Raw genomic sequence first — 24,209 nt, 5'->3', positions numbered from 1 at the left:
CAGCTAAAGGCAGATATTGTCGATCGGCTTTTATCTGCTTGTCGGTAGAGGATTGCGCCCGGTTATTATAATAATATTATTGTTCAGTGGGAGTGCAGGGGAATTTCCTATTTTCCACAGAGGGGAAAAGCCAACTATCTCTATTCTCGACTTTGTTGTCTCAACTGGGGAATTATTGAGAATCTGGAGGCAATTTTTATTTTTTAGTTGTAAACCTTTGATGAACTAGCAGCAGCTTTTGCACCCAGAAATATTGCAGAAATCATGAGTATAAGAACCGCTGTATTGGTAGAACAATCCGGGGTAATTCCCTATCGTATTGAAGACGGAGAAATTGAAGTAATGCTGATTACTTCTTCGGCTAGCAAGCGCTGGGTTATTCCCAAAGGATTAATTGAATCTGACATGACTCCCCAAGATTCCGCCGCCAAGGAAGCTTGGGAAGAAGCAGGTTTGTTGGGTAAAGTGTTCCCGGATTTGCTTGGAACTTACGAGTATCAAAAGTCCGGCTGTACTTGGCAGGTAGGGGTATTTTTAATGCAAGTGCAAGCAGTTCTGGAAATTTGGCCGGAAGCTAGCAAGAGAAAGCGGCAGTGGGTAAGTATTCCTAAAGCAATTAAGCGGGTTAATGAACCGGAACTCAAACTCATTTTGGCGGATTTGCAGAATAGGTTCTGGTGATTCAGTCCTGGATGCAAAACCTAATTATGTAGAGTTCGCAGTGCGCACCTTACCGCCATAAGTAGCGCGTCAAACCACTTTTTGGTCTTAGTATAAACTTCTAGGGTGCGTCTGTCAGCTACATTATTTGAAAATCGAGCTATGATTACTGACGCACCCTACAAACTTATGATATCAGTGTAAAAAGTTTCCCCTTAAGCGTTAGCTGACAGAAAAGGAATACTTTCGGCTAAGTTATCCTTAACTTCAATTCCCTGTTTTTTCGCCCAAAACTGGCTCAAAAAGTGAATTTGCCGCAAGCCGACAACTAAATTTAAACCGGGTACAAAAATCCACCAAACTGTTAGCGGTTCTTTGATTCCTTCTTGGCGGTACAATTCGTTCACTGTGTTGTAAAGTTTGAACTGCACGATGTAAATCCAAGCAATACCAAGCAAGGAAAACCAACCAAACCATCCGGGAACGTCAGGGTCGAATATCCGCAAAGCCTGGGGAACGGCTACTCCTAAAACAAAGGGAAGCAAGCAAAGGGTTCCCGACCAACCGCTGCCTTTATAGCGACGCAATTCTTCTTGAATAATCCATTTGTACCATCCGTAATATAGCAGCAAGCTGACTGCGGACAGCCAAATTACTCGCCACAAAGACCGGGGTTTACCTAAATATTTGTCGGACATTTTTTGATGTAAGATATGAATCGCTATTTTGATTGTATTAACATTTGTTAATTATTGCAAAATCATTTCTCGAATCGATCGCGCTGTTGCAGGGGCCAGCAGAACACCGTTGCGATAGTGGCCGCTGGCGATGAGAACGCGATCGTTACCGGGAAGCGTCTCGATAATTGGGGCCGGTCGCCCTTCCGGCCGCGGGCGCAATCCCGACCATTTCCTGATGATTTCAGCTTCTGCTAAGCCTGGACAAAGGGATATCGCCCTTGCCATCACTTGCCCCAACATATCAGCATTTGCCTGAATTTCCCCGCCATTTTCTGAAAACTCAACCGTCGCCCCCACCCAATATTCCTGATTTTCCAAAGGCACAATGTGAACGTCATCGCACGTAATTACTGGCTTAAAATCTGGGTTTCCTAAAGGATTGGGCGATCGCAAATGCAGCGCTTGTCCCAACACCGGGCGAATGTCAACCAACTGATTTAACGATGCAGTCACAGCAGCAGAACCCAAACCAGCCGCCACAATTAGTCGATCGAAATTTTCAATAACAGGCAAGATGCCTGTTCCACTAGACATATTGACAGTAATGGAAGATGGGAGTTGAATCTGAGACACCTGAGAATTCAACTGAGTAATTCCTTCAACTTCCACCCCAAACTCAAAAATCGCCCCATTTCGTTCAGCAGCATCAACCAAAGCCAAAGTTAGCGCCGTCGGATCGACTTGCCGGTCTTGAGGCGAATAAATTGCAGCAATAATCTTATCATTTAAGTAGAGATGAGGGCAGAGTTCGCGCACTCGCTCCACATCCCAAATTTCTAATTTCCAACCTTGAGACTCGCGAGTTGCTACCAACTTTTCCCACTTACTTAAATCCTCTCCCTCCGAACAAAGCATTAAAATTCCTTGTTTGTTAAAAGGAATTTTTCGCCCCGTAACTGCTTCCAATTCAGGAATCAAAGTTTCGTAGCGCTGAAGGCTGGTTTCCCTCAACTGCCAATTTCTGCCCTTAGTTTTGTGGCTGATAACTCCCATCAAAACACCGAGGGCAGCGCCAGTAGAACCTTGTGCCGGCGGCTGTTTGTCGAACACAGTAACTTTCAGTTCGGGAAATTGACTTAGTTCAAAGGCGATAGAAGCCCCAACAATACCGCAACCAAGAATTGCAACACGAATCATTCAATTTTAGATTTTAGATTTTAGATTTTAGATTTTATAGAAATTTATCGTAGTTTTTCGTAGGGTGTGCACGGAGTACCCTACTAAAGATTAGTAGGGTGCGCACGGATCAAATTATCTCGCTGATCCGTGCGCACCCTACCTTGGTGCATTATCTTGGCGATCCGTGCGCACCCTACAAACCCAAAGTTATTAGGCTTTAGGAATTAGCTGCAAGAAGGTATCGAAATCATTCACGGCTTTTCGATAACTAGCCGTGATTTTCGCATAGTCAGCCGCTTTAGCAGCGTTGTCAATCTCTACCAAATCAGCAAACAAACTTTTAGTCAAATCAACAGCTTGTTCTTGAGCTTTCGGCAACAAACTACCAGACACGGTTCTCATGGCGCTGCGCAATTCGCCGAGAGGCCCGTGAATGTAAGTTCTGGTATCAACCCAATTTCGCTTTTGAATTAGGGTTCCCAATTTGTCCATGCGCGATCGCAACTCTGTCAGGGTAGGAACAGAGCGCTGAATTTGCTGGATTTGGGCTGCTGTGTAAGTCGTTGGAACTTTTGCTTCGACACTACTGCAACTAACCAGAAATGCCATCAAAAACGCCATCATCAAGGCAAAAATTGAACGGGGACGAGTCATATCGATTTTAGATTTTAGATTTTAGATTTCTAGTTCTCAGGCTCTGCCTAGGAATGCAGCTCGGCGAGGAGCTGGTTCACTGACCTAGCACCGAGAGTTATGTACAAAATATTATTTTACCTCCTGGCGGCGCAGAAAAGTTATCAGAGCATCGCCAACTTTTTCTGACCAATGTTCTTGAGGATAATGCCCCGCTTGTTCCAGTGTGACTAACTCTGCATTTTGCAGGGAACCGACTAGCTTTTGAGCTGGTTCAACACTCAGCCAAGGGTCTGTCAAACCCCATACAAATAAAGTTGGTCGAGTCCAGGCTTTCCAGCCGGATTCAATTTCTGCCATTGACTGCGACAATTGAATATTGCGGACTGTATTCATGAGCGATCGACCGGCATCCGAACTCTTCAAAAACGGGCGGCGGTAAACATCTAAATCTTTGTCTGATATCGTCTGGCGGCTGCCACCTTCGAGAGTTCTGTCAACCAAAAGCGGGTCTTGCGTCATCATGTCGCCAATAAAAGGCAGTCCCAACTGCTGCATTTTCCAAGGCAATTTTATATCTGCTGAAACTGGTGTATTGATGATAGCTAAACGCTCAATTTTATCGGGATTTCGCAAAGCGTATTGAATGCCTGCTGAAGCTAAAAATCCTTGGACAACGAGGTAAAATCGGTCTAATTCTATAGCTTGAATAAAGCCTGTGAGGGCGTCAACAAAAGCATCGGGAGTATAGGAAAAGTCGCGTTTGTCTGGTTTTGTCGATCGCCCGTAGCCCACCCAATCTGGGGCGATCGATCTAAATCCCTGGGCAGCCAAATCCGGCATTATTACAGTCCAGGTAAAACTCTGGGACGGCAAACCGTGCAGCAGCAGTACCGGTAATTTACCAGTTTCGTTAACCGGATTTGTTTCCCGATAAAACCATTGCAGCGGGCCTACTTCAACTATTTTCTCATCAATTGACATTATTTTACTGGTTATTTATTAAACAATAAGGCGGGGAATACCCGCCCTATTTACATAATAGTTGGGTGTGCACAGAGTACCTTACCCAACTAATTACAGCCGCACTTAGAAATTCATTTCAGCAGCTTGAACTTTTTCGACCTGTTTCTTCTTGAGAACCAGCATAATTTGAGCCAGCATGGTCAAAGCCACGAAAGCCATCAATCCTTTAACTCGATCGGCACTTTGCAGCACAATCTCCACGTCTTTTTGACCGAAGCCGCCCACATTAGGATTGCTCGTCAAAAGTTCGCCTGCTGCAACTGTTTGTCCTTCGGTAACAATCAGTTCAGGGCCGGCGGGAATCGTATCAACAACGGCTGCACCTTCGGCAGGTTGAATTGTCACTTGATAACCGCCATCTTCAGGTTTAGCAATCTTAGAAATGGTGCCAGCTACCGAAGCATTATAAACACTATTATTGCTCTTTTCGCCAGTAGGATAAACCTGACCGCGACCGCGGTTGCCTCCGACAAAAATTTGGTATTTGCCGTAGTGAACCGACTTGTCTGTTTCCGGATTCGGCGACAAAACGGGGAATACCAATTCTTTGTACTGTTCTCCCGGCACGGGGCCCACTAAAACAATATTTTCTTGGGTTTCGCTGTAAGGTTGGAAGTAAAGATCGCCGACTTTTTCCTTCATTTCTTCGGGAATTCTGTCAGCGGGAGCAATCTTGAAACCTTCGGGCAACATCACAACTGCGCCGATATTCAAGCCGCCTTTGGTGCCGTCGCCGACAACTTGTTGAACGTTAGTATCGTAGGGAACCTTGACAATAGCTTCAAACACTGTGTCAGGCAAAACAGATTGCGGCACTTCAACTTCAGTCACTTTTGCACCGAGGTGACAGTTAGCGCAAACAATGCGGCCTGTTGCTTCGCGGGGAGTAGCGGGTGCTGTTTGCTGGGCCCAGAAAGGGTAAGCAAATGCTGCTTGGGGAAGTGCGATGTCGCTGGTGAGGAAAAATCCTGCTGCTGCGATCGCAATTAAGGCTGTTTTCGCGATCGTCCTGGCACTGCGGCGAAATATCGCAGATAAATTAGTTTGTGGCATCAGAGTATTCAATCTCAAAGGTCAGACAATGCGTGAATTTTAGATTTGGAATTTGGAATTTTGGATTTTGGATGATTAGACTGTTTTAGGGATGCAATTATCTGTAATTTTCACCGCCGATCCCCAATCTAAAATCTAAAATCTAAAATCCAAAATAGTTTAAGACCACCAAGGTGCTTCGCCGGTGCGGAAATCAGTTTCTTTCCAAGGGGTAAAAGCGATCTTGTCATCTGCGACAGTGGCGTGGGCCAGGGCCAGAGACAAAGGCGCTGGGCCGCGCACCACTTTGCCCTCATTGTTGTATTGAGAACCGTGGCAAGGACAGATAAACTTGTTTTCGCTAACATTCCAAGGCACGACGCAACCCAAGTGAGTGCAAACTGCATTGATGCCGTAGTCGGCGAGAGATTGGTCTTTTTCCACCACAAGATAAGTGGGGTCGCCTTTGAGACCTTGGGCTAAAGTGCGATCGCCTGCAGGGTGCGAAGCCAAATATTCGCTAACGAGGATGTCGTTGCCCAAGGCATCTTTAGCTGTCACTCCGCCGCCAACTGCCCCACTCGACGGAGGAACAAAATATTGGACAACGGGATAGAGTGCGCCCAGTGCAACACCTGTGACTGTACCGAACGTCAGCAAATTCATAAATTGGCGACGCCCCATATCGGGGACATCGGGATTTCCAGCAGAAGATTGAGCCATGACCTGCCTTTACGGTTTTAAGTTACGTTTGTTTGTTAGCTGTTAGCGAACCTGTACGTGCAGAGGAAGGAGGATAATTGCCGTTAATCTGCTCGCACAAATTTTAGGTCGCAAAAATTCCTTTTAAGAATGCGCCTTCCAGCCTTTATTAGAGTATTATTACATTTTTTGAACTTTGTCTTTTATTGTTTAATGGATTAACTCAGGAGCAACCATGACGGGCAAGGATTTACACCAGCTACTGCTAGAAAAATGGGGAAAGTCTTACGATATCAGATTGCGGCGGACGCGGGGCAAGATTTTTGTGCAAGTTATGTGGAAATATCTAGAACAGGCATCTTTTCCGATGACGGAGGCTGATTATATCGAGCATTTGGATGCGGTGGCCAATTACCTCAACGGCTGGGGCAGCACGGCACAGGTGAGAGAATTTATCGTAACTACTCGCGATCGCCCGCGCTTGGGCAAAGCTGTCAGCGTTCCCCTAGATTTGGGTGAAAGAGCCTCGGAGTGGTTGCTAGACGAGTTTTGAATCACTCAGTCGATTTTAGATTTTAGATTTTAGATTTTAGATTGACTCCACAGCCGGGATCTGGGGGAGTTCCCTAAAGTTTTGTGTCGCGCCGCGACTGGATTAGTTGAGTCCAAAGTCCCGAAAATCGATCGGCGAGCTTGTCATACGACTTGCCGCTGGTGAGAAACTAAGATGTCGCGCATCTAATTTGCACAGGTGTTTTGATTCAAAGTCTTGTGTGGCGGGCTTTGCTGCGCGCCCCCTGCTGTGGGATTTAAATGCCGCAACAGCTTGTGGGGCTTTTTAGGGGCTTTTTTAATTTTGGGCGATCGTCCTTCATTCTTACCAAAATCATCCGAACCAATTTCTGTCAACAATTTCACATACAATGAAGGTCAGATATCTTGTGAAACTTAGGAGAATGTTGTAATGGGTGTTGCACTGGGAATGGTTGAAGTCTTAGGATTTCCCGCTGCCGTAGAAGTTGCAGACTCTATGGTGAAAGCAGCCCGTGTTACTTTAGTTCGCTATGAGAAAATAACCCGCGCCTACTGGACAATTATAGTGCGAGGAGATGTTTCTGAAGTGCAAGCAGCCGTTGCTGCTGGAATTGAATCAGTTAAAAAGGTCGATGGTGGAAAGTTGCTATCGTATCACATAATTGCTCGTCCCCACGAGAATCTGGATTACGTTTTGCCGATCGGCTATACTCCCGAAGTAGAACAGTTCCGAATGTAGTCAAAGTTTTGATCAAACTTTGGTGTTGAATTTTAACTTTTAGTAATTATAGAGGCGCGGGCGATCGCGTCTCTATATTTTTGATCGACCTTAAAATTGAGCGATCGCCCAATACTCAGCAATAAATTACCATCACGCGGAAAATATTTATAGGACTAATTTTAAATTAGCAATTAACCATTAGCAATTTGGATGACCGAAAGCATCCAGGATACAAGCCCCCGGATTCATTCCGAAAGCAGACTCAGGACCCAGAAATAAAAAACCTGTATCCGATGAAACTTGCCCACGAATTTATCCGTAGGGTCAATGCTTCAATCTAAAATCTAAAATCTAAAATCTAAAATCGATTGACTACCAGTCTGCGAACTTATCTGTTGCCTCCATTAAACAGGTGCGAATTCCCGGTTCGCTCATCGAATGTCCGGCATCGGCAACTACAATGAACTCAGCTTCAGGCCAAGCACGATGCAGTTCCCACGCCGACATCATCGGGCAAACAACATCATATCTTCCCTGAACGATAACCGCCGGAATCTTGCGGATGCGATCTATATTTAAAAGCAATTTATCTTCTGGATCGATAAATCCCTTATTGATAAAATAATGGCACTCAATTCTGGCAAACGCCTCCGCGAAAGCATCAATTCCAAACCTTTGCTTTAAATCTAAATCTGGAAATAATCTACTCGTACTCCCTTCCCAAATTGACCAAGCACGAGCCGCTTCTAATCTAATCTGAGCATCTGGACTCGTCAAGCGTTGGTAATAAGCTGTTAGCAGATCATCCCTTTCATTTATGGGGATAGGTTTAACATATTCCTCCCAAGCATCCGGGAAAATATAACTTGCTCCTTCTTGATAAAACCAGCGAATTTCTTTTTGTCTCAACATAAAAATGCCCCGCAAGATTAAACCCTTGCAACGGTCGGGATGGGTTTGACTGTAAGCTAAAGATAGAGTGCTTCCCCAACTACCACCAAAAACAACCCATTGATGAATATTTAAATATTCTCGAAGTTTCTCAATATCGTTGACTAAATCCCAAGTGGTATTTTCTTGCAATTCTGCATGAGGTTTACTTTGACCGCATCCGCGTTGGTCAAACATCACCAAACGCCACTTTTCCGGGTCAAAATATTGTCGATAAAAAGGCGGACATCCACCTCCTGGTCCCCCGTGTAGCAATACAATAGGTTTTCCCTCTGGGTTGCCAGATTCTTCAAAATGAATGGTATGGAGGTCAGAAACTTTGAGTTCTCCTTCGTTATAAGGGTGTCTAGGCGGGTAAAGTTCTCGCATTTTTTCAAGGATTTATAACTCGATCGTGTTTATTTTACATCATTAAGAAATCACCGTCCTAAAAGCTTCACCAAACCAACCCCGCCAAAATACAAGCCGAGCACCGCACCTCCTAAAAGACTTTGCGTTAAAGGGTCAGTAGAAGGCGTTAAAACCGCTCCCAAAACGGCCGCTCCCAAGACTACATACCGCCAGCCGGAGAGCATTTGGTTGGAAGAAACTATGCCCAAAACTCCGAGCAATACTTGGAGAATTGGGATTTGAAAAGCTAAACCGGTGCTGAACATTAACAGCAGCACAAATTTAAAGTATTTGTCGATCGACCACAACTGCTCTACAACATCCGCCCCATAGCTAACAAAGAAATTAAGCGCCGCCGGAATCAGAGCGATGTAAGCAAATACTAACCCGCCCAAAAATAGGAAACTCGAACCGAAAAAAACAGGCCCGAGCAACCTGCGTTCTTTGCGCGTCAAGCCGGGGAGAACAAACAGCGCTATCTGGTAAAAAATAAACGGACTGGCGAGGAGCAAACCGCTGTATCCGGCTACTTCGATAGAAACAAAGAAATACTCGCCGGGAGCTAGTTGCAGAAACTTGACGGGCCCGGCCGGTACTTCTAGCAGTTGCACGATGGGTTTAACTGTGAAAAAGCAACCAATTACAGCGATTGCTACTGCAATTAGCGAGTAGAAAAGTCGCTGCCGCAATTCTTCTAAATGGTCGAACAAAGACATCTCAACTTCGTCGGGAAGTTCGTCGAGAAATTCGTTTTCTAAGTTGCGGGAACCCATCGCAGCGCCTGCGATTGGTGCAATGCTGTTTTCCGGGCTAATTGCTTCGAGATTGTTGTCGGAACCTTGTTCGGATGTCTCCAAGTTTGAGGGAACAGTCATAGGAATTTTTGATCTTATTTAGGTTTTAGGTTTATTAGTCATGGACGCAGATTGATTCAAAAACCAGGTTTATGGGTGAATTTACCTCGCTCACAACGAATATTTTACCTAGAAACCGGGTTTTTTGAGCAAGCGTCCTATTTATGCAAACTGCGGGCGATCGCTCTTTTACTGTAACTCCAACCGCGCATTTTTTGGTGGACTTTTGCCACGTACCACATATAGTCATCGGGCTGGGATTCTGACACTGCTTTGAGAATGCAGGTTTGCGATCGCTCTTCTGTCATTTTCCGCTTCCCAGTACAATCCTAAGTATAAGTGGCTGTAGAAACTGCCGCGCTTGCCTTCTTTTTTCTCTGTCGCTAAAACAGGGTCTGGCTTGCAGTTTCCGGCAAAAACTTCGTAAACTTGCCGTCTCACCAATCAGGCGTCATTTTTAACGGCAAGCACGGTTTCCTCTACGTCTTTACCGTTGACTCTTAAGTCGATTTCAAACTGTTTTTATCCCTCGGAAAATATGGCGGCGTAGTAGGAAAGTCCGCGCTGCCACAGCTAAGGTATAATGCGCCAGTCTAGTTTTTCTGCGGTGTCGAAATAGGCGATAGACTCGGCAATTTGTCCTAGTTTAAATTTAACCATCCCTGCCGAATGTAAGCTTGAGTTTTTTCCGGTCGCGATTGGATTATCAGGTTCCAATCAGAGAGTTGTATTTCTAATTTTTTTTGGTTAAGCATGATTTTTTTAACTGTCAATGCCGATCGCAATTTTGCCGACAGCGCGGCCAGTTTCGCTGTAAATGTGGGCTGCTGCTACTTCTTGTAAGCTGTAAGTGCGATCGACAATCGGCTCAACTTTACCGGATTCTATTAATTCCCGCAAAACCCCTAAATCGCTGGTGTTGGCATTGGCAACAATTAATTTAGCTTTTTTACCCGATACAAACCAGCTCGTTAAAATTGGTGCGAGGTTGTCAAAACTTGGCAAAGTCGAGATATAAACTCCCTCGGGTTGCAGCACTTTTTCGCACTCAGCAAATGTTCTTGTCCCGACAGCATCCAAGATTATATCATATTTACCCGGCTGTTGAGTAAAGTCAACTTCCGCGTAATCCAGGACAAAATCTGCTCCCAAACTGTTGACAAATTCTCTGTTTTTAGCGCTGCAAACTCCTGTTACTTCCGCGTTCATTGCTTTTGCGATTTGCACGGCAAAAGTTCCGACTCCACCGGAAGCGCCGTTAATCAATACTTTATTTCCTGCTTGAATTTGACCCAAATCCCGTAGTGATTGCAAAGCTGTTAAACCTGTGATAGGTACTGCTGCTGCTTCTGCATGAGTGATGTTTTTCGGTTTAATTGCTGCATCGGATTCTGGCGCGGCCGCGTATTCGGCGCAAGCACCCCCATTGATGGGATTTAAGAAAGTATAAACTTCATCTCCGGGTTGAAATTTGGTGACTTCCCGGCCGACTTCCACGACAACTCCAGAGATGTCAGAACCGACTATTCGAGGAAAGTTATATCCTGTTAATAGTTGCAGGTGTCCTTTCCGGATTTTCCAGTCTACTGGATTGACGCTGCTAGCGCGAACTCGCACTAACAATTCATTGGATTTAGCGATCGGCTTTTCCAACTCTCGGTACTGCAATTCCTCGGCTGAACCGTAGCGATCGAACGCAACTGCTTTCATGGCAAATTTTCCGGTTTATTTCTAATAGAACACTCAATCCTGTACAATTACAGCACATTCCATATCAAGGTGACACAGTAAATTGAGTCAGGCTTGTTGCAGCGGGCGATCGACTTTCTTGAAACCTCCAGACAGGGCGCAGGGGTCAGGCAATCAGCCCGCTGGCTGAGCGCGATCGATCGGCTGTACGTCATTTTACAGGCTGGCGATCGGATTTCTTACCTTGTTTATTGGTAATTACCTGTTCAATGAATCAGATTTAACTCACGCCCGCAACGAATTTTTCTCAAGGCTTTAGCAAAATATCAGGATATTCTTTCTGCCCAAAATACCCATGCCTTGCTCATTATCTCATTATCAAGGTTTTATCCCAGAGTGACACAAGAGAGATAATGGGACGGCTAGCGATTAAAGTTAATAGGGACGGGATGCCCGATCCCATACCCCTGAGCATAATCTACTCCAATCTCCTGCAATTTTTCTAAGATAGTCTCGTCTTCGACAAACTCAGCTATAGTTTTAAGATTCATCGCATGGGCAATACCATTAAATCCTTCAACGATTGCTTGAGAAATCAAATTATGACTAATATTCTTGACAAAAGTACCATCAATTTTTAGATAATCAACTGGTAAATTGATCAGATACGCAAAGGAACTCAACCCACTGCCAAAATCATCTAAAGCAAAGCGACACCCAATCTTTTTGAGTTCGCTCATGAAATATCTGGCTTGCTCAAAATTCGCGATCGCGGCGGTTTCCGTGATTTCAAAACAAATGCTCTGAGGAGGAATTTGGTAGCGAGGAAATTGGTCGATTAAAAACATCATAAATTGATTGTTACTAATGCTAGCGCCAGAAATATTGATCGTATATAAGCCATCAGTAAGAACCTGTTGCCCAGATAAATTATGATAATTAGAGAAAAAAGTTTCGATTACCCAACAATCGATCTTAGTTATCAAGCCATAACGCTCGGCGGCGGGAATAAACTCATTGGGAGCGACTATTTCTCCATTTTCGTCTAGCATTCTTAGCAAAATTTCATAATGCTCTAATGATGGGCTAGAGCTAATAGAGACAATCTTTTGGAAGTAGAGACGAAAATGATTGGTTTCCAACGCTCGGCTGATTTTGGAAACCACCAGTCTCTCACCACGTTGTCTAATTAGTTCGCCATCATCTAGGCTATAAACATGAATACAGTTGCGACCTTTGGCTTTGGCGGCATAACAAGCTGCATCAGCCGCTCCTAGAACAGGCATTAAATCTTGGCTGGTTTGGTCAATGGCAACAACTCCAATGCTGACCCCGATGATAAAGGTTTTGTTATTCCAAATAAACCGAAACTGATGCACTAGATCTTTGAGTTTTTCCGCAATCAGAGCTGCTTGAGATAGTGGACATTGAGTGAGCAAAAGACCAAATTCATCACCTCCCAAGCGAGCCAGCGTGTCATTAGCGCGCACTCCCTTTTGTAACAGTGTAGTGATTTGGCGCAGCAGCTCATCGCCAGCAATATGACCTGCGGTATCGTTAACTACTTTGAACTGATCTAAATCTAAATAACAGAGAGCGTGCTGCTGATTGCTAACTTGAACAGAGGCGATCGCCTCAATTAGCTGCTGTTCAAATCCTCTACGGTTGATTAAACCCGTCAGGGCATCGTGACTGGCTTCCCAATAAAGTTGCTTGGCAAGATAGCGCGATTCGGTAACATCATGAAAGACGATGACTGCCCCGATAATTTGGCCTTGGCGGTCTCGAATTGGTGCTGCTGAGTCCTCAATGCCGTACTCCGTCCCATCGCGAGCAATGAGAATAGTATGGTTAGCTAAGCCCACAATTTTCCCCTTTGACAGAGCTTGAGTTATAGGATTCTCTGCTGGCTTTCTCGTTACTTCATTAACGATTATAAAAACTTCAGACAGAGGCATTCCTTCAGTTTCCTCCGATGTCCAGCCTGTTAGTCGCTCAGCAACAGGATTGAAATATCTAATATTACCTTGAGCATCAGTAGTAATGACGCCATCGCCAATCGATTGCAATGTCACCTGAGCCAATTCCTTTTCGGCAAAAAGGGCATTTTCGAGGCGTTGATGTTCCTCAATCTCTTTAATGAGGCGCAAATTTTGTTCTTGAAGGCTTTTGCGGAGTCGTTGGATAGTTAGGTGAGTTTCCACACGCGCCAATACCTCTTCGACTTGAAACGGCTTGGCAATATAATCTACTCCTCCTGCGGCCAGCCCTTGCACCTTATTGAAAGTGTCATTGAGCGCACTCAAAAAAACAACTGGAATGTCTGCGGTGCGAGCTTCAGATTTTAATTGTCTGCAAATTTCATAGCCATCCATATCTGGCAATTTAATGTCTAGTAAAATTAATTCCGTGGCTGGAGATTGGGCGGCTCTGAGCGCCATTGCCCCTGTCGTCGCACTGCGAACCTTATAACCGTGTTCGCTCAATGTATCCCTCAGCAAACGCAGGTTGTCGGGTAAATCGTCAACGATTAAAATGTTGCCTCGATAGCTGGTAACTGAATCGCTAATCATCTTCAGTAAGATTGTGAGTACAATCCATTAGGTATGGGTCAGTTGTTTTGGTAAGTGGGTCTGATAGAATGTTAGTAACATTTATTTTGGGATAGGCTAGCTTGTAACAATTCGGCTGCCTATCTTTTGTTACCATAAGTTAGCTCAATCTTTACTGAATCGTGGTTTCAGCCGGGTTATCACCCGCCCAGATCTATAGAAAGGCTCTATTCCCCGCCTTCTCTTAATTGCCGCGATGTAATCCGCCACCTGCTGGCGCTTCCCTCAAGAAACGAAAAGCTATGGATACTCGATCGACAAAAAGTGATATTGTTAATCATACACGGGTAATAAAGACAATAGCACAGATTCCTAGACTGTCACAGGTAGGATAGTTGCGGGCTTATGTAAGTCCTATTAAAAATCATTTTTTATTTTATTATGGAAAAAAATCAACATCTACAATTATCCAAATGCCCAACGGGTATTCAGGGGCTTGATGAAATCACAGATGGAGGTTTACCCCAAGGCCGACCAACCTTAATCTGCGGGTCAGCGGGTTGCGGTAAGACGTTATTTGGTGTGGAGTTTCTAGTGCGCGGCGCAACACTGTACGGGGAACCTGGAGTTTTACTTACCTTTGAAGAAACGGCGGCAGAAATCACCAAAAATGTCACATCTTTAGGCTGGGATTTAACTGAATTGAGCGCTGAAGGCAAAATATTAATCGATCATATTTATATTGAAGCCAGCGAAATTGAGGAAACAGGAGAATACGACCTAGAAGCCCTATTTATTCGTCTAGGCTATGCGATTCAAAAAATAGGGGCTAAACGGGTAGTTTTAGACACGATAGAAGTCTTGTTTGCTGGTTTAGCCAATGCCAACATTCTCCGAGCAGAATTGCGCCGTTTATTTCATTGGTTAAAAGACCAAGGTGTGACAGCCGTAATCACTGGCGAGAGAGGAGAACAGACCTTAACCCGTCAAGGTTTAGAAGAATATGTTTCGGATTGTGTGATCAAATTAGATCAAAAAACCGTTGGAGATATCGCCACAAGAACTATCCAAGTTGTCAAATATCGCGGCTCTCGCCATAGTAATAATGAGTATCCTTTTTTAATTGAAGAAAATGGCATTTCTGTCTTACCAATTACTTCTTTAACGTTAGACCATGAGGTTTCTAACGAGCGCATCTCAACGGGCATCCCGCAACTTGATGAAATGTTTGGCGGGCAGGGCTACTATCGGGGTAGCAGTATTCTTGTTACAGGCAGGGCAGGAACGGGGAAAACGACCCTTGCCGCTTATTTTGCCCAAGCAACCTGCCTGAGGGGCGAACGGTGTTTATATCTCGCCACTGAAGAATCCCCCCAACAAATTCTCCGTAATTTAAACTCGATTGGTCTTGACTTAGCCCCCTATGTAGAGCAGGGATTATTGCAATTTGATGCGGTACGTCCCACTAACTATAATTTAGAAATGCGTTTGTTTAAGATCCATCGCTGGGTCAAAGAATTTCAACCAAGTACGATCGTAATCGATCCGATGAGTAATCTCATTTTGAGTGGAAGCTTTATGCAAACAAAAAGCTTTTTCATGCGCTTAATTGACTACTTAAAGAGTAAGCAAATCACCGTTTTCTTGACCGATTTAACTCCCGGTGATACTGACCGCGACTACGAACAGACAGAAATGGGTGTTTCCTCTCTGATGGATACTTGGTTGGAACTCCAAACCCTCAAGGTCAATGGGGAGCGCAATCGGATTCTCTATGTCCTCAAATCTCGCGGCATGATGCACTCAAATCAAGTACGAGAATTTGTGCTCACCAATCAAGGGGTAAACTTGGTGGAGGTTTATTTGGGAGATGGCAAGGTATTAACAGGAACGCAACGAATCAATCAATCATTAGAGGAACAATCTGCCACTAGAAAACGGCGACAGAGCTTTGAACTCAAAAAACGCGAGTGTGAGCGAGAAAAACATCTCATACAAGCTCAGATCGAAGCTCTGCAAATGCAATTAACCAATCGAGATGAGGAATTCACTTTGCTGATAGAAGAAGAAGAAGAATATCAAAAAACGGTGCTGGATAATCGAACCTCTATAGGAAGATTACGCCATCTTAATCTCTAAAATCTGTTTTCTAAGGAGAAAAAACATGACCGATCATTTATCAGATACCGCTAACACAAAAAGAGCAGAGATTTGGCAACTGCGCTTATATGTGGCGGGACAAACCCCTAAATCTCTGGTTGCTTTTGCCAATTTGAAGAAAATCTGTGAGGAATACCTTAACGGTCAATATAGCATTGAAATTATTGACTTAAGTAAACAGCCCCATCTCGCGATAGAAGATAACATCGTTGCTCTACCAACCCTCGTCAGAAAATTGCCCGAACCGATTAAAAAAATTATTGGTGATTTATCGAATACTGAAAAAGTTTTAGTAGGACTGCACATAAGTCCTCTTATGGATGAACGCTAACTCAATATTTAGGCATTAACGGCACTAACGATGATTGACTCAGAAGATTTTAACCTAAAAACCACAGAACTTTTTGAACAGGCTTTGTCCCAATCGCAGGAACAGTATTATATCCTACGTCTTTATATTGCAGGTACAACGCTCCAATCGGTGACGGCGTTGCAAAATATCAAAAAAATTTGTGAGCAACATCTCCAAGGACGTTATGAATTAGAAGTTATTGATATTTATCAACAGACAGAAGCCGCTGTTGCCGAGAATATTCTGGCTGTTCCCACCTTGATTAAACAGTTACCTACGCCCTTACAAAAGATTATTGGCAATTTATCGAATACGGAAAAAGTGTTAATGGGTCTTAATATTGTGCCTAAAAATATCATTGAAGAGGAAAGCAGTGAAGGACTCCCAAGCTCCTATTGAAAAGTTGCGCCAAGAAGTCGAAACGCTACAGCAGCAATTGGCTGAAGTGCAGGAACGTCTAAATGTGACGGAAGAAACGTTGCAGGCTATTTGTTCTGGCGAAGTTGACGCTGTTGTTGTTTCTACGCAGCAAGGAGAGCGAGTTTTTACGCTTCAGGGGGCAGATTATGTTTATCAGTGTTTAGTTGAACAAATGGGGGAAGGAGCAGCAACTGTCTCTTCTGAAGGCTTGATTTTGTACTGTAATAAGCGACTCTCAGAACTCTTAGATTTTTCTTTAAAAAACCTGATTGGCTCTAGGTTAGAAACCTTTATTGCCCCCAAGGATAGAAAAGCGTTTTTACTACTTTTACAGGAGGTTCAAGAAAAAGAAACTCTCACCAGAGAGTTATCTTTGATCGCGGCAACAGGAAATAAGGAAGTACCTGTCAAATTATCGCTTAAACAATTGAAAATAGATGAGCTTTTAGTTAATAGTATTATTATTACTGATATTACAGAATCTAAAATTAAAGAAGCTGCTAAACTCAGTCAAATTCTCAACAGCGCGATCGCCGTTATTAATAATTTTCGTCTTTTGACCGATGGCACGTTTAAAATCGATTCTTGGATAGGAGGGACCCAACAGCTTTTTGGCTATAGCTTAGAAGCCGTGCAAGCCGATTCTTCCCTAATTACGGCAAATATACTACCTGAAGATCGAGAAAAGGCTCTTGTCTCATTGGTGCAAAACATTAAAGGAGGGCGATCGGGGATCGTTGAGTATCGTTTTTTGCATGGCGATCGCACTATTCGCTGGCTTTCCTCAAACTATGTCGCTGAATGGGATCGAGAACAAGATTGTTGGGTGGGCATAGAAATTATTACGGATATTACTCAACGCAAAGAAACAGAGCAAAAAATTGCCGAACAAGCAGCCTTAATCGATCTTACTACTGATGCCATTTTTGTACACGATTTAGACGACCAAATTTTATTTTGGAATAAAGGAGCTGAACGTTTGTATGGTTGGACAGCAACCGAAATTATCGGGCAAAAAACTAAAACCTTATTTAATCAACCAATTGCTCAGACTAAGGCTATAAAAACCACTAGCGAACAAGGTATTTGGCAAAGTGAAATAAAACAAAACACTAAAGCAGGCAAGAATATTATCGTAGAAAGTCGTAGAATTTTGGTAGAAAATCATTTTTTAAAGCTAAAATCTATTCTCGTAATTAACACTGATATTACAGAAAAAAAACAACTTGAAAAACAATTTTATCATGCCCAGAGATTAGAGAGCTTAGGAACGTTAGCAAGTGGAATCGCCCATGATTTTAATAACATTCTTACCCCGATTTTGAGCGTTACTCAAATGCTTCCTCTCAAATTTCCTAACCTGGATGATAAGACAGAAAGACTGTTTACGATTCTTTCTAGCAGTGCTAGACGTGGGGCAGATTTGGTCAAGCAAATTCTTCTTTTCAGTAGAGGAACGGAAGGTAATTATGTAATATTACAGCTAGGCGACCTGCTCCTAGAAGTGATCGGTATTACTAAACAGACATTTCCTAAATCAATCGCAATTTCAGCGGAAATACCTACTAACGGACTGTGGAGAATCTCGGCAGATTCTACCCAAATGCACCAAGTATTTATGAATCTGATGATTAACGCCAGAGATGCGATACCAGACGAAGGAACTTTGACTATTTGCGCTGAAAATCGTCTATTAGGTAAACATGATGCCCTGATAAATTTGGAAGCAAAAGTAGGTTCTTATGTGGTGGTGACGGTTTCTGATACAGGAAGCGGCATCCCACCAGAATTGTTAAACCGAATTTTTGACCCGTTTTTCACGACCAAGGATATTGGCAAAGGAACGGGACTAGGATTATCAACCGTGGCGGGGATTGTCAAAACTCATGGCGGTTTTGTCAAGGTTGATAGCGAGTTGGGCAAGGGGACCGAATTTAATATTTTTTTACCTGCTATAGAGGGAGAGGTGAGTGTCATACCCCGAGAAAAATTACTGCCCAGAGGTAAGGGCGAGTTGATTTTAATTGTGGATGATGAAGCCTCTATTCAAGAGGTAACACAAACCTCTCTCGAAAACTATAACTACAGAACAATACTCGCTAGTGATGGGATTGAAGCCTTTGCTCTCTATACCGAACATCAACAGGAAATCAGTGTTGTTTTAATGGATATGATGATGCCCAACCTAGATGGTGTTACCACAATTGAGACTTTGCAAAAAATCAATCCTCTGGTGAAGATCGTTGCGACTAGCGGACTCATTAAGAATAGAAAACTGGCATTAGATGCTGATGTAAAAAGTTTTTTATTGAAACCGTACACGATCGGAGAATTATTGCAAATGTTAACGGAGATACTGTCGTTAGACGAGGATAAACTAGATGGCATCTCGCCCATTACCTCTCAAGTTCTTTCTCCCCTGGCGAGGGTTGAATTATCCAGGGACGCTTTAGCAACAATGCCCCCCGAATTGTTACAGGCAATGTATGAAGCGGCGTACTATTGTGATGCAGATATCCTGCTGGAATTAATTGAACGAATACCTTCTTCTCAAGGGGCGATCGCGAATGCCCTCAAAGATTTAGTGCTAAATTTTAAAACGGATATCATTATGGAATTAACTGATTTATCTAAATTAGGGCTAAGGAACGATTAAAGCAGGTAAGCAAGGAGCCTCAATGCACTTTAGTCCAGATGAGAGCGTGTTTTTGGCAAACGGGATTCGTGACAATTAAGGTCACTTTGCTTCTTGTAACATCAGGAAAACCTTTTCTCAACCCAAGCAGCCGATTTATTTATGAACAAGCACATTTCTCAACTGACAAGTCTACTCGTCATTGCGATCGGGTGTGTCGTCCTGCTCGGTTGGCAATTTGACATCTCCCTACTCAAAAGTGGTTTTCCCGGTATGACTTCGACCATGAAAGCAAACGCGGCACTTTGCTTTTTGCTGGCTGGAGTGTCTTTGAGATTGTTGCAGTACCAAAGACTAACCCGACTGCACTATCGAGTCGCTCAAGGGACGGCCGGGTTGGTAATTGTGATTGGGCTGCTGACGCTGAGCGAGTATCTCTTTGGTTGGCATCTGGGCATTGATGAGTGGCTTTTCCGCGATGTCGCGTCTTCGGTGGCTCCTGATCCGGGGCGAATGGGAGTGAATACTGCCTTAAATTTTGTGCTGATGGGAGTAGCACTATTACTGCTAGGACAATATTCCCAACGGGACACTTGGTTGGCTCAGATTTGCAGTAGTGTTGCAGCTTTAATTTCTCTGCTAGCTTTATTTGGACACATCTTTGAGGTCAATATTTTCGCCCAACTGATCGTAGTTGCAACAACTCAAGCCATAAACACGATTCTGACTTTTTTCATCCTCTATGGAGGAATTTTATTGCTCCGACCCAAGGAAGGGTTAATGCAAGAAGTCACAAGTCCGCTAGTCGGCGGATTGATGTTGCGGTGGCTGCTGCCTTGGGCCACGCTCTTTCCAGTGGTAATGAACTGGTTCTCTCTTCAGGGGCAAAAACTAGGCTGGTATAACGCTGAATTTGGCTATGCATTGCGGTCAGCCATCCTGGTTTTCACGTTCTCAATTCTCATTTGGGGGACGGCTCGATTTCTCAACCAGATAGATTTCAATCGCCAACAAACCCAAGCAGAGCTGCAAAAACTTAATGAAACTTTAGAAATCCTTGTGACTGAACGGACAGAAGCTGTACGAAAATCACAGGCTCGTTTTGCTGGAATTCTAGAAATCGCCAACGATGCAATCATTTCAGTCGATCGCACTCAACGCATTACCCTGTTTAATCAAGGGGCGGAAAAGATTTTCGGCTATAAAACTGAGGAAGTTTTAGGGCAACCCCTGAGCTTATTACTGCCAGAACAGTTTAGGAATGCTCACCAGCAGCATATCCAACAATTTGCTCAATTTTGTATAGCGGGAAGGATGGGAGAACGAGGTGAAATTTGGGGTCGCCGTCAAGATGGCACTCAGTTTCCTGCTGAAGCCTCAATTTCTAGGCTGGAAATAGGAGACGAAACGGTATTTACGGTTATTCTGCGCGATATCAGCGATCGCAAACAGGCTGAGGAAGAATTACTTCAAACAACAACGCTGCAAAAAGCCATTTTAGATAGTGCCAACTACAGCATCATTTCCACCGCCCTAGATGGTACGATTCTTACCTTTAACAAAGCTGCCGAGCGATGGTTGGGATATAGTACCGAAGAAGTTGTGGGGAAAGCAACACCTGCGATCCTTCACGACAAGGAGGAAGTCGTGCATCGCGCCCAAGATTTATCTGTCCAAATGGGAATCTCTATCAAACCAGGATTTGAGGCTTTTGTTGCCAAGGCACGTCTTGGAGAGACAGACGAATACGAATGGTCTTACATCCGCAAAGATGGTAGTCGCTTTCCGTTAGTCGTCTCGGTGACAGCTTTATATGACCCAGAAGGCAATATCACAGGGTTTCTCGGCATTGGAAACGATATTACCCTTCGCAAGCAAGCAGAAGCATCACTGGCACGCACGGCAGCGATTGTGGAATACTCTGGTGAGGCAATTATTAGCAAGTCCTTAGACGGCATCATTTTAAGCTGGAACAATGCAGCAGAAAAAATCTTTGGCTACAAGGCTGAAGAAATCATAGGACAATCGATCGGCATTCTAATTCCACCCAATCTTACCAACGAAGAACAGCAAATCCTCGAAAGAATTCGACAAGGAGAAATGATTAAAAACTATGAAACCTTGCGCGTCCGCAAAGATGGAAAACTTATCCACATCTCTTGCACCATCTCGCCTGTGAAGGACACAAAAGGCAGAGTTATTGGGGCTTCTGTATTTAAACGCGACATCACCGATCGCAAACGAGCTGAAAACGATCGCAAACAAATTGAGACAGCTTTACGAAACAGTGAAGAGCAGTTTCGCCATGCGTTTGAAGATGCCTCGATCGGGATGGCGATCCTTTCCCTTGACGGGCATTGGCTTAAAGTCAATCCTGCCCTGTGCCAGATTGTTGGCTACTCCCCAGAAGAGTTGTTAACACTAACTTTTGAAGACATTACCTATCCTGAAGATTTAGCAGTGGATCTTAATAATAGGCGTAATCTATTAGCAGGAACGCTTTCAACTTACCAACGAGAAAAACGTTATGTGCATAAGCAAGGACATATTGTTTGGATTCTGCTGAATGGATCTGCAGTACAAGATGAGCAGGGAAATCCACTGCATATTATTGCTCAAATTCAAGACATCACGGCTCGAAAAGAAGTTCAAAAGACACTCGAACTGCAAAGCATTATTATGAATAATATGGCAGGGGGAGTGTGTTTAGTCAAAGCCTCAGACTTGACGATATTCTACACTAATCCTAAATTTGATGAGATGTTTGGCTACCGAGAGGGCGAACTCACAGGTCAACCCGTTGGTGTAATAAATTATGTCGATACACAGATTACACCCGACGCAACCGTTGAAGATATTGTCACTCAAGTCGATCGGGACGGGGAAGCGAAATATGAAGTCTACAACAAAAAAAAAGATGGCACACTCTTTTGGTGCAGAGTTCATACCTCTAAGTTTGAGCATCCTGAATACGGAACTGTATATGTTGCCGTTCAGCACGATATAACAAAGCTAAAACTGTCTGAACAAGCCTTGCAAGCTACCACAAACCGCCTCAACTTTCTCCTCAACTACAGTCCCGTCGTTATTTTTAGCAGTAAAGTTGATGGCGAGTATGGCCCAACATTCATCAGCGAAAACATCAAAGACGTAATCGGCTACGAAACCAAAGAATTTTTAGAACAGTCTGGATTTTGGATCGATCATCTGCATCCAGATGATGTAGACCAGGTGCTTAATGGACTAACAAATCTATTCACCGATGGTTTGTATTTTCAGGAATTCCGTCTTCTGCACTCAGATGGGAATTATCGCTGGATACTCCAACAACTCAAGCTAATTCGAGATCGTGAAGGGAGACCAGTGGAAATTTTGGGATATTTAATTGATATTAGCGATCGCAAACAAGCTGAGGTGGAACTTCGCCAGGCGAAGGAAGCAGCAGAAGCAGCCAACCAAGCAAAGAGTGTCTTCCTCGCGAATATGAGCCACGAACTCCGCACCCCCCTCAACTCGATTTTAGGATTCACGCAATTGATGAGCGATGAGAGCGCTCTGACTCCTTCTCTCCAAGAGCGCTTGCAGATTGTCAATCGTAGCGGTAAACATTTGTTGGACTTGATTAACGATATTTTAGATTTATCCAAAATCGAGAGCGGACGGATGACACTCAATCCTTCTGACTTTGATTTGACAAATTTGCTGACTTCTCTTGAAGAAATGCTGCAAGTTAAAGCCCATTCTAGAGAATTGCAGCTAATTGTCGAACCCGATCCAGATCTTCCCCAATTTGTGCATACCGACAAGAAAAAACTATATCAAGTCTTGGTCAATCTGCTCGGTAATGCCATTAAATTTACCAAGCAAGGAAGCATCACCCTACGAATAAGAGCAGGAAAAAGAGATAAAACATCCTGTCACCTATGTTTTGAAATTGAGGATACAGGTGTGGGAATTGCACCAACAGAAATTGATAAATTGTTTAAGGTCTTCGTGCAAGCCCAAGCTGGGAATAATTTGAGTCAAGGCACTGGGCTTGGTTTAGCGATCAGTCAAAAACTCGTCCAACTCATGGGCGGTCAAATTCGGGTTAAAAGCACTTTGAACCGAGGTAGCACTTTTTCCTTTGAGATTGGTGTACAGTTACCTCAAGCAGAATCCTTACCCCCAGAATCAATTAATCAAAGAGTAATTGGTTTAGCTCCTGGACAACCAACCTACCGTATCCTTGTTGTTGAAGATTTAGCAGAAAATCGCCGCTTGTTAGTCGAGATCCTGACCTCCATTGGCTTTGAGGTGAGAGAAGCAACACAGGGAGTTGAGGCAATCTCACTGTGGGAGAGTTGGTTGCCGCACCTGATTTTCATGGATCTGCGAATGCCAATCATGGACGGCTACATAGCTACTAAATATATTAGACAACACCCTAACAACCAAGAAACTGTCATTATTGCTTTAACTGCCAGTGTTTTTGAAGAAGAGCGAGAGGACGTTCTCATGGCTGGCTGTAACGAATTTATGAGCAAGCCATTTCAGCAGAAAGAAATTTTTGACAAACTCGCTAAATATTTGGGAGTGCAATATATTTACGAAGCCCTAGGAGCAACTCCAAACAAACTATTAGCTGAAAGGCTGTCTGTAGAAGATATATCCGTGATGTCCCCTCAGTGGTTAGAACAAATGTATCAAGCCGCTTACTATCTCGATACCGAAGTTATGAACGAATTAATCGTACAAATCCCCGAATCTAAAGCAGGTTTGTCCAACGCACTAACTGATTATATCAATAATTTTAATTCTGACAGAATTCTGGAGTTAATTCGACCTCTGCTGCCGAATCCACTGTAGTTACCGAGTTTAAGGATAAAGAAGCTATAGTGCTCTAAGCAGTGGCTATATTTCCAATAGAAACCAACATGGGAAAGGATTTGGAAGTTTTTGGACAGGTTTATTGCAGATATCCATCAGCACCAGGCAATGGCATACACATTGAGATGGAATGTGCTGTATCATATAGCAATTCTATTTCATGTGTGAAG

Annotated in this window: 20 protein-coding genes; 9 read left to right on the top strand and 11 right to left on the bottom strand. The window is 43.7% G+C overall.

Annotated features, from left to right (window positions below):
• The first annotated feature begins 264 nt into the window (after window positions 1–264).
• The gene (locus tag E5S67_RS03220) at window positions 265–681 is read left to right on the top strand and encodes an NUDIX hydrolase (protein ID WP_172185421.1); all 417 of its coding nucleotides are present in this window, start codon (window positions 265–267) and stop codon (window positions 679–681) included.
• Window positions 682–875: 194 nt separating this feature from the next.
• Here E5S67_RS03220 and E5S67_RS03215 read toward each other — a convergent pair whose 3' ends face one another.
• The 6 genes from E5S67_RS03215 to petC all read right to left on the bottom strand — a co-directional run bounded on the left by E5S67_RS03215 (window position 876) and on the right by petC (window position 5,933).
• Window positions 876–1,358: a hypothetical protein gene (locus E5S67_RS03215; protein ID WP_172185419.1), complete on the bottom strand. Its 483-nt coding sequence runs from the start codon at window positions 1,356–1,358 to the stop codon at window positions 876–878.
• Between the two features lie 51 nt (window positions 1,359–1,409).
• Entirely contained in the window at window positions 1,410–2,537 is a 1,128-nt protein-coding gene (locus E5S67_RS03210; RefSeq protein ID WP_172185417.1) for an NAD(P)/FAD-dependent oxidoreductase, read from the bottom strand.
• 192 nt (window positions 2,538–2,729) lie between these two features.
• Complete coding sequence (gene psbQ / locus E5S67_RS03205; RefSeq protein ID WP_172185415.1) at window positions 2,730–3,173, bottom strand: photosystem II protein PsbQ; 444 nt, start codon at window positions 3,171–3,173, stop codon at window positions 2,730–2,732.
• 111 nt (window positions 3,174–3,284) lie between these two features.
• Entirely contained in the window at window positions 3,285–4,136 is an 852-nt protein-coding gene (locus tag E5S67_RS03200) for an alpha/beta fold hydrolase (protein WP_172185413.1), read from the bottom strand.
• Between the two features lie 105 nt (window positions 4,137–4,241).
• Window positions 4,242–5,231, bottom strand: coding sequence for a cytochrome f (gene petA / locus E5S67_RS03195; RefSeq protein WP_172185411.1), 990 nt, complete (start codon window positions 5,229–5,231; stop codon window positions 4,242–4,244).
• A 159-nt stretch (window positions 5,232–5,390) separates the two neighbouring features.
• A complete protein-coding gene (gene petC / locus E5S67_RS03190; RefSeq protein ID WP_172185409.1) occupies window positions 5,391–5,933 on the bottom strand; it encodes a cytochrome b6-f complex iron-sulfur subunit in 543 nt (180 codons plus the stop codon).
• A gap of 214 nt (window positions 5,934–6,147) precedes the next feature.
• Between petC and E5S67_RS03185 the strand changes: the two genes are divergently transcribed.
• Window positions 6,148–6,465, top strand: coding sequence for a DUF3067 family protein (locus E5S67_RS03185; protein ID WP_172185407.1), 318 nt, complete (start codon window positions 6,148–6,150; stop codon window positions 6,463–6,465).
• Window positions 6,466–6,876: 411 nt separating this feature from the next.
• Complete coding sequence (locus E5S67_RS03180) at window positions 6,877–7,185, top strand: carbon dioxide-concentrating mechanism protein CcmK (RefSeq protein ID WP_006631236.1); 309 nt, start codon at window positions 6,877–6,879, stop codon at window positions 7,183–7,185.
• Between the two features lie 354 nt (window positions 7,186–7,539).
• On the opposite strand, the gene pip is transcribed toward E5S67_RS03180, so the two are convergent.
• The 4 genes from pip to E5S67_RS03160 form a co-directional block, all read right to left on the bottom strand.
• Window positions 7,540–8,487: a prolyl aminopeptidase gene (gene pip / locus E5S67_RS03175; protein WP_172185405.1), complete on the bottom strand. Its 948-nt coding sequence runs from the start codon at window positions 8,485–8,487 to the stop codon at window positions 7,540–7,542.
• A gap of 50 nt (window positions 8,488–8,537) precedes the next feature.
• Window positions 8,538–9,383, bottom strand: coding sequence for a twin-arginine translocase subunit TatC (gene tatC / locus E5S67_RS03170; RefSeq protein WP_172185403.1), 846 nt, complete (start codon window positions 9,381–9,383; stop codon window positions 8,538–8,540).
• Window positions 9,384–9,520: 137 nt separating this feature from the next.
• Complete coding sequence (locus E5S67_RS33105) at window positions 9,521–9,670, bottom strand: hypothetical protein (protein ID WP_246276607.1); 150 nt, start codon at window positions 9,668–9,670, stop codon at window positions 9,521–9,523.
• A 454-nt stretch (window positions 9,671–10,124) separates the two neighbouring features.
• Entirely contained in the window at window positions 10,125–11,072 is a 948-nt protein-coding gene (locus E5S67_RS03160; protein ID WP_172185401.1) for an NAD(P)-dependent alcohol dehydrogenase, read from the bottom strand.
• Window positions 11,073–11,165: 93 nt separating this feature from the next.
• Here E5S67_RS03160 and E5S67_RS32210 point away from each other — a divergent pair, with 93 nt between their 5' ends.
• On the top strand, window positions 11,166–11,309 hold the full coding sequence (locus E5S67_RS32210) for a hypothetical protein (protein ID WP_216670166.1): 144 nt from the start codon (window positions 11,166–11,168) through the stop codon (window positions 11,307–11,309).
• Window positions 11,310–11,473: 164 nt separating this feature from the next.
• Here the strand turns inward: E5S67_RS32210 and E5S67_RS03155 are convergent, their stop codons facing one another.
• Entirely contained in the window at window positions 11,474–13,624 is a 2,151-nt protein-coding gene (locus tag E5S67_RS03155) for an EAL domain-containing protein (RefSeq protein WP_172185399.1), read from the bottom strand.
• Between the two features lie 420 nt (window positions 13,625–14,044).
• On the opposite strand from E5S67_RS03155, the gene kaiC reads away from it, so the two are divergent.
• From kaiC to E5S67_RS03130, 5 genes are all read left to right on the top strand, one after another.
• Window positions 14,045–15,742 carry a circadian clock protein KaiC gene (kaiC, locus tag E5S67_RS03150; protein ID WP_216670165.1) on the top strand — a complete coding sequence of 566 codons (1,698 nt, stop codon included), beginning with the start codon at window positions 14,045–14,047 and terminating at the stop codon, window positions 15,740–15,742.
• A 25-nt stretch (window positions 15,743–15,767) separates the two neighbouring features.
• Window positions 15,768–16,094 carry a circadian clock KaiB family protein gene (locus E5S67_RS03145; protein WP_172185397.1) on the top strand — a complete coding sequence of 109 codons (327 nt, stop codon included), beginning with the start codon at window positions 15,768–15,770 and terminating at the stop codon, window positions 16,092–16,094.
• 30 nt (window positions 16,095–16,124) lie between these two features.
• Window positions 16,125–16,514, top strand: coding sequence for a circadian clock KaiB family protein (locus E5S67_RS03140; RefSeq protein ID WP_172185395.1), 390 nt, complete (start codon window positions 16,125–16,127; stop codon window positions 16,512–16,514).
• The gene (locus tag E5S67_RS03135) at window positions 16,489–19,191 is read left to right on the top strand and encodes a PAS domain S-box protein (RefSeq protein WP_172185393.1); all 2,703 of its coding nucleotides are present in this window, start codon (window positions 16,489–16,491) and stop codon (window positions 19,189–19,191) included. Before E5S67_RS03140 ends, E5S67_RS03135 begins: the two co-directional genes overlap by 26 nt.
• A gap of 141 nt (window positions 19,192–19,332) precedes the next feature.
• On the top strand, window positions 19,333–24,018 hold the full coding sequence (locus tag E5S67_RS03130; protein WP_172185391.1) for a PAS domain S-box protein: 4,686 nt from the start codon (window positions 19,333–19,335) through the stop codon (window positions 24,016–24,018).
• Window positions 24,019–24,209: the final 191 nt, after the last annotated feature.

The sequence above is a fragment of the Microcoleus asticus IPMA8 genome, from assembly GCF_013179805.1.
Classification (GTDB): Bacteria; Cyanobacteriota; Cyanobacteriia; order Cyanobacteriales; family Microcoleaceae; genus Microcoleus; species Microcoleus asticus.
This window is presented reverse-complemented; position numbering and strand designations above follow the sequence as displayed.

Coding starts and splice junctions, on each gene's coding strand:
- kaiC (WP_216670165.1), top strand. CDS start 14,045: ATGGAAAAAAATCAACATCTACAATTATCCAAATGCCCAACGGGTATT.
- E5S67_RS03140 (WP_172185395.1), top strand. CDS start 16,125: ATGATTGACTCAGAAGATTTTAACCTAAAAACCACAGAACTTTTTGAA.
- E5S67_RS03200 (WP_172185413.1), bottom strand. CDS start 4,136: ATGTCAATTGATGAGAAAATAGTTGAAGTAGGCCCGCTGCAATGGTTT.
- petA (WP_172185411.1), bottom strand. CDS start 5,231: ATGCCACAAACTAATTTATCTGCGATATTTCGCCGCAGTGCCAGGACG.
- E5S67_RS33105 (WP_246276607.1), bottom strand. CDS start 9,670: ATGACAGAAGAGCGATCGCAAACCTGCATTCTCAAAGCAGTGTCAGAA.
- E5S67_RS03155 (WP_172185399.1), bottom strand. CDS start 13,624: ATGATTAGCGATTCAGTTACCAGCTATCGAGGCAACATTTTAATCGTT.
- tatC (WP_172185403.1), bottom strand. CDS start 9,383: ATGACTGTTCCCTCAAACTTGGAGACATCCGAACAAGGTTCCGACAAC.
- E5S67_RS03215 (WP_172185419.1), bottom strand. CDS start 1,358: ATGTCCGACAAATATTTAGGTAAACCCCGGTCTTTGTGGCGAGTAATT.
- pip (WP_172185405.1), bottom strand. CDS start 8,487: ATGCGAGAACTTTACCCGCCTAGACACCCTTATAACGAAGGAGAACTC.
- petC (WP_172185409.1), bottom strand. CDS start 5,933: ATGGCTCAATCTTCTGCTGGAAATCCCGATGTCCCCGATATGGGGCGT.
- E5S67_RS03180 (WP_006631236.1), top strand. CDS start 6,877: ATGGGTGTTGCACTGGGAATGGTTGAAGTCTTAGGATTTCCCGCTGCC.
- psbQ (WP_172185415.1), bottom strand. CDS start 3,173: ATGACTCGTCCCCGTTCAATTTTTGCCTTGATGATGGCGTTTTTGATG.
- E5S67_RS03185 (WP_172185407.1), top strand. CDS start 6,148: ATGACGGGCAAGGATTTACACCAGCTACTGCTAGAAAAATGGGGAAAG.
- E5S67_RS03210 (WP_172185417.1), bottom strand. CDS start 2,537: ATGATTCGTGTTGCAATTCTTGGTTGCGGTATTGTTGGGGCTTCTATC.
- E5S67_RS03160 (WP_172185401.1), bottom strand. CDS start 11,072: ATGAAAGCAGTTGCGTTCGATCGCTACGGTTCAGCCGAGGAATTGCAG.
- E5S67_RS03130 (WP_172185391.1), top strand. CDS start 19,333: ATGAACAAGCACATTTCTCAACTGACAAGTCTACTCGTCATTGCGATC.
- E5S67_RS03145 (WP_172185397.1), top strand. CDS start 15,768: ATGACCGATCATTTATCAGATACCGCTAACACAAAAAGAGCAGAGATT.
- E5S67_RS03220 (WP_172185421.1), top strand. CDS start 265: ATGAGTATAAGAACCGCTGTATTGGTAGAACAATCCGGGGTAATTCCC.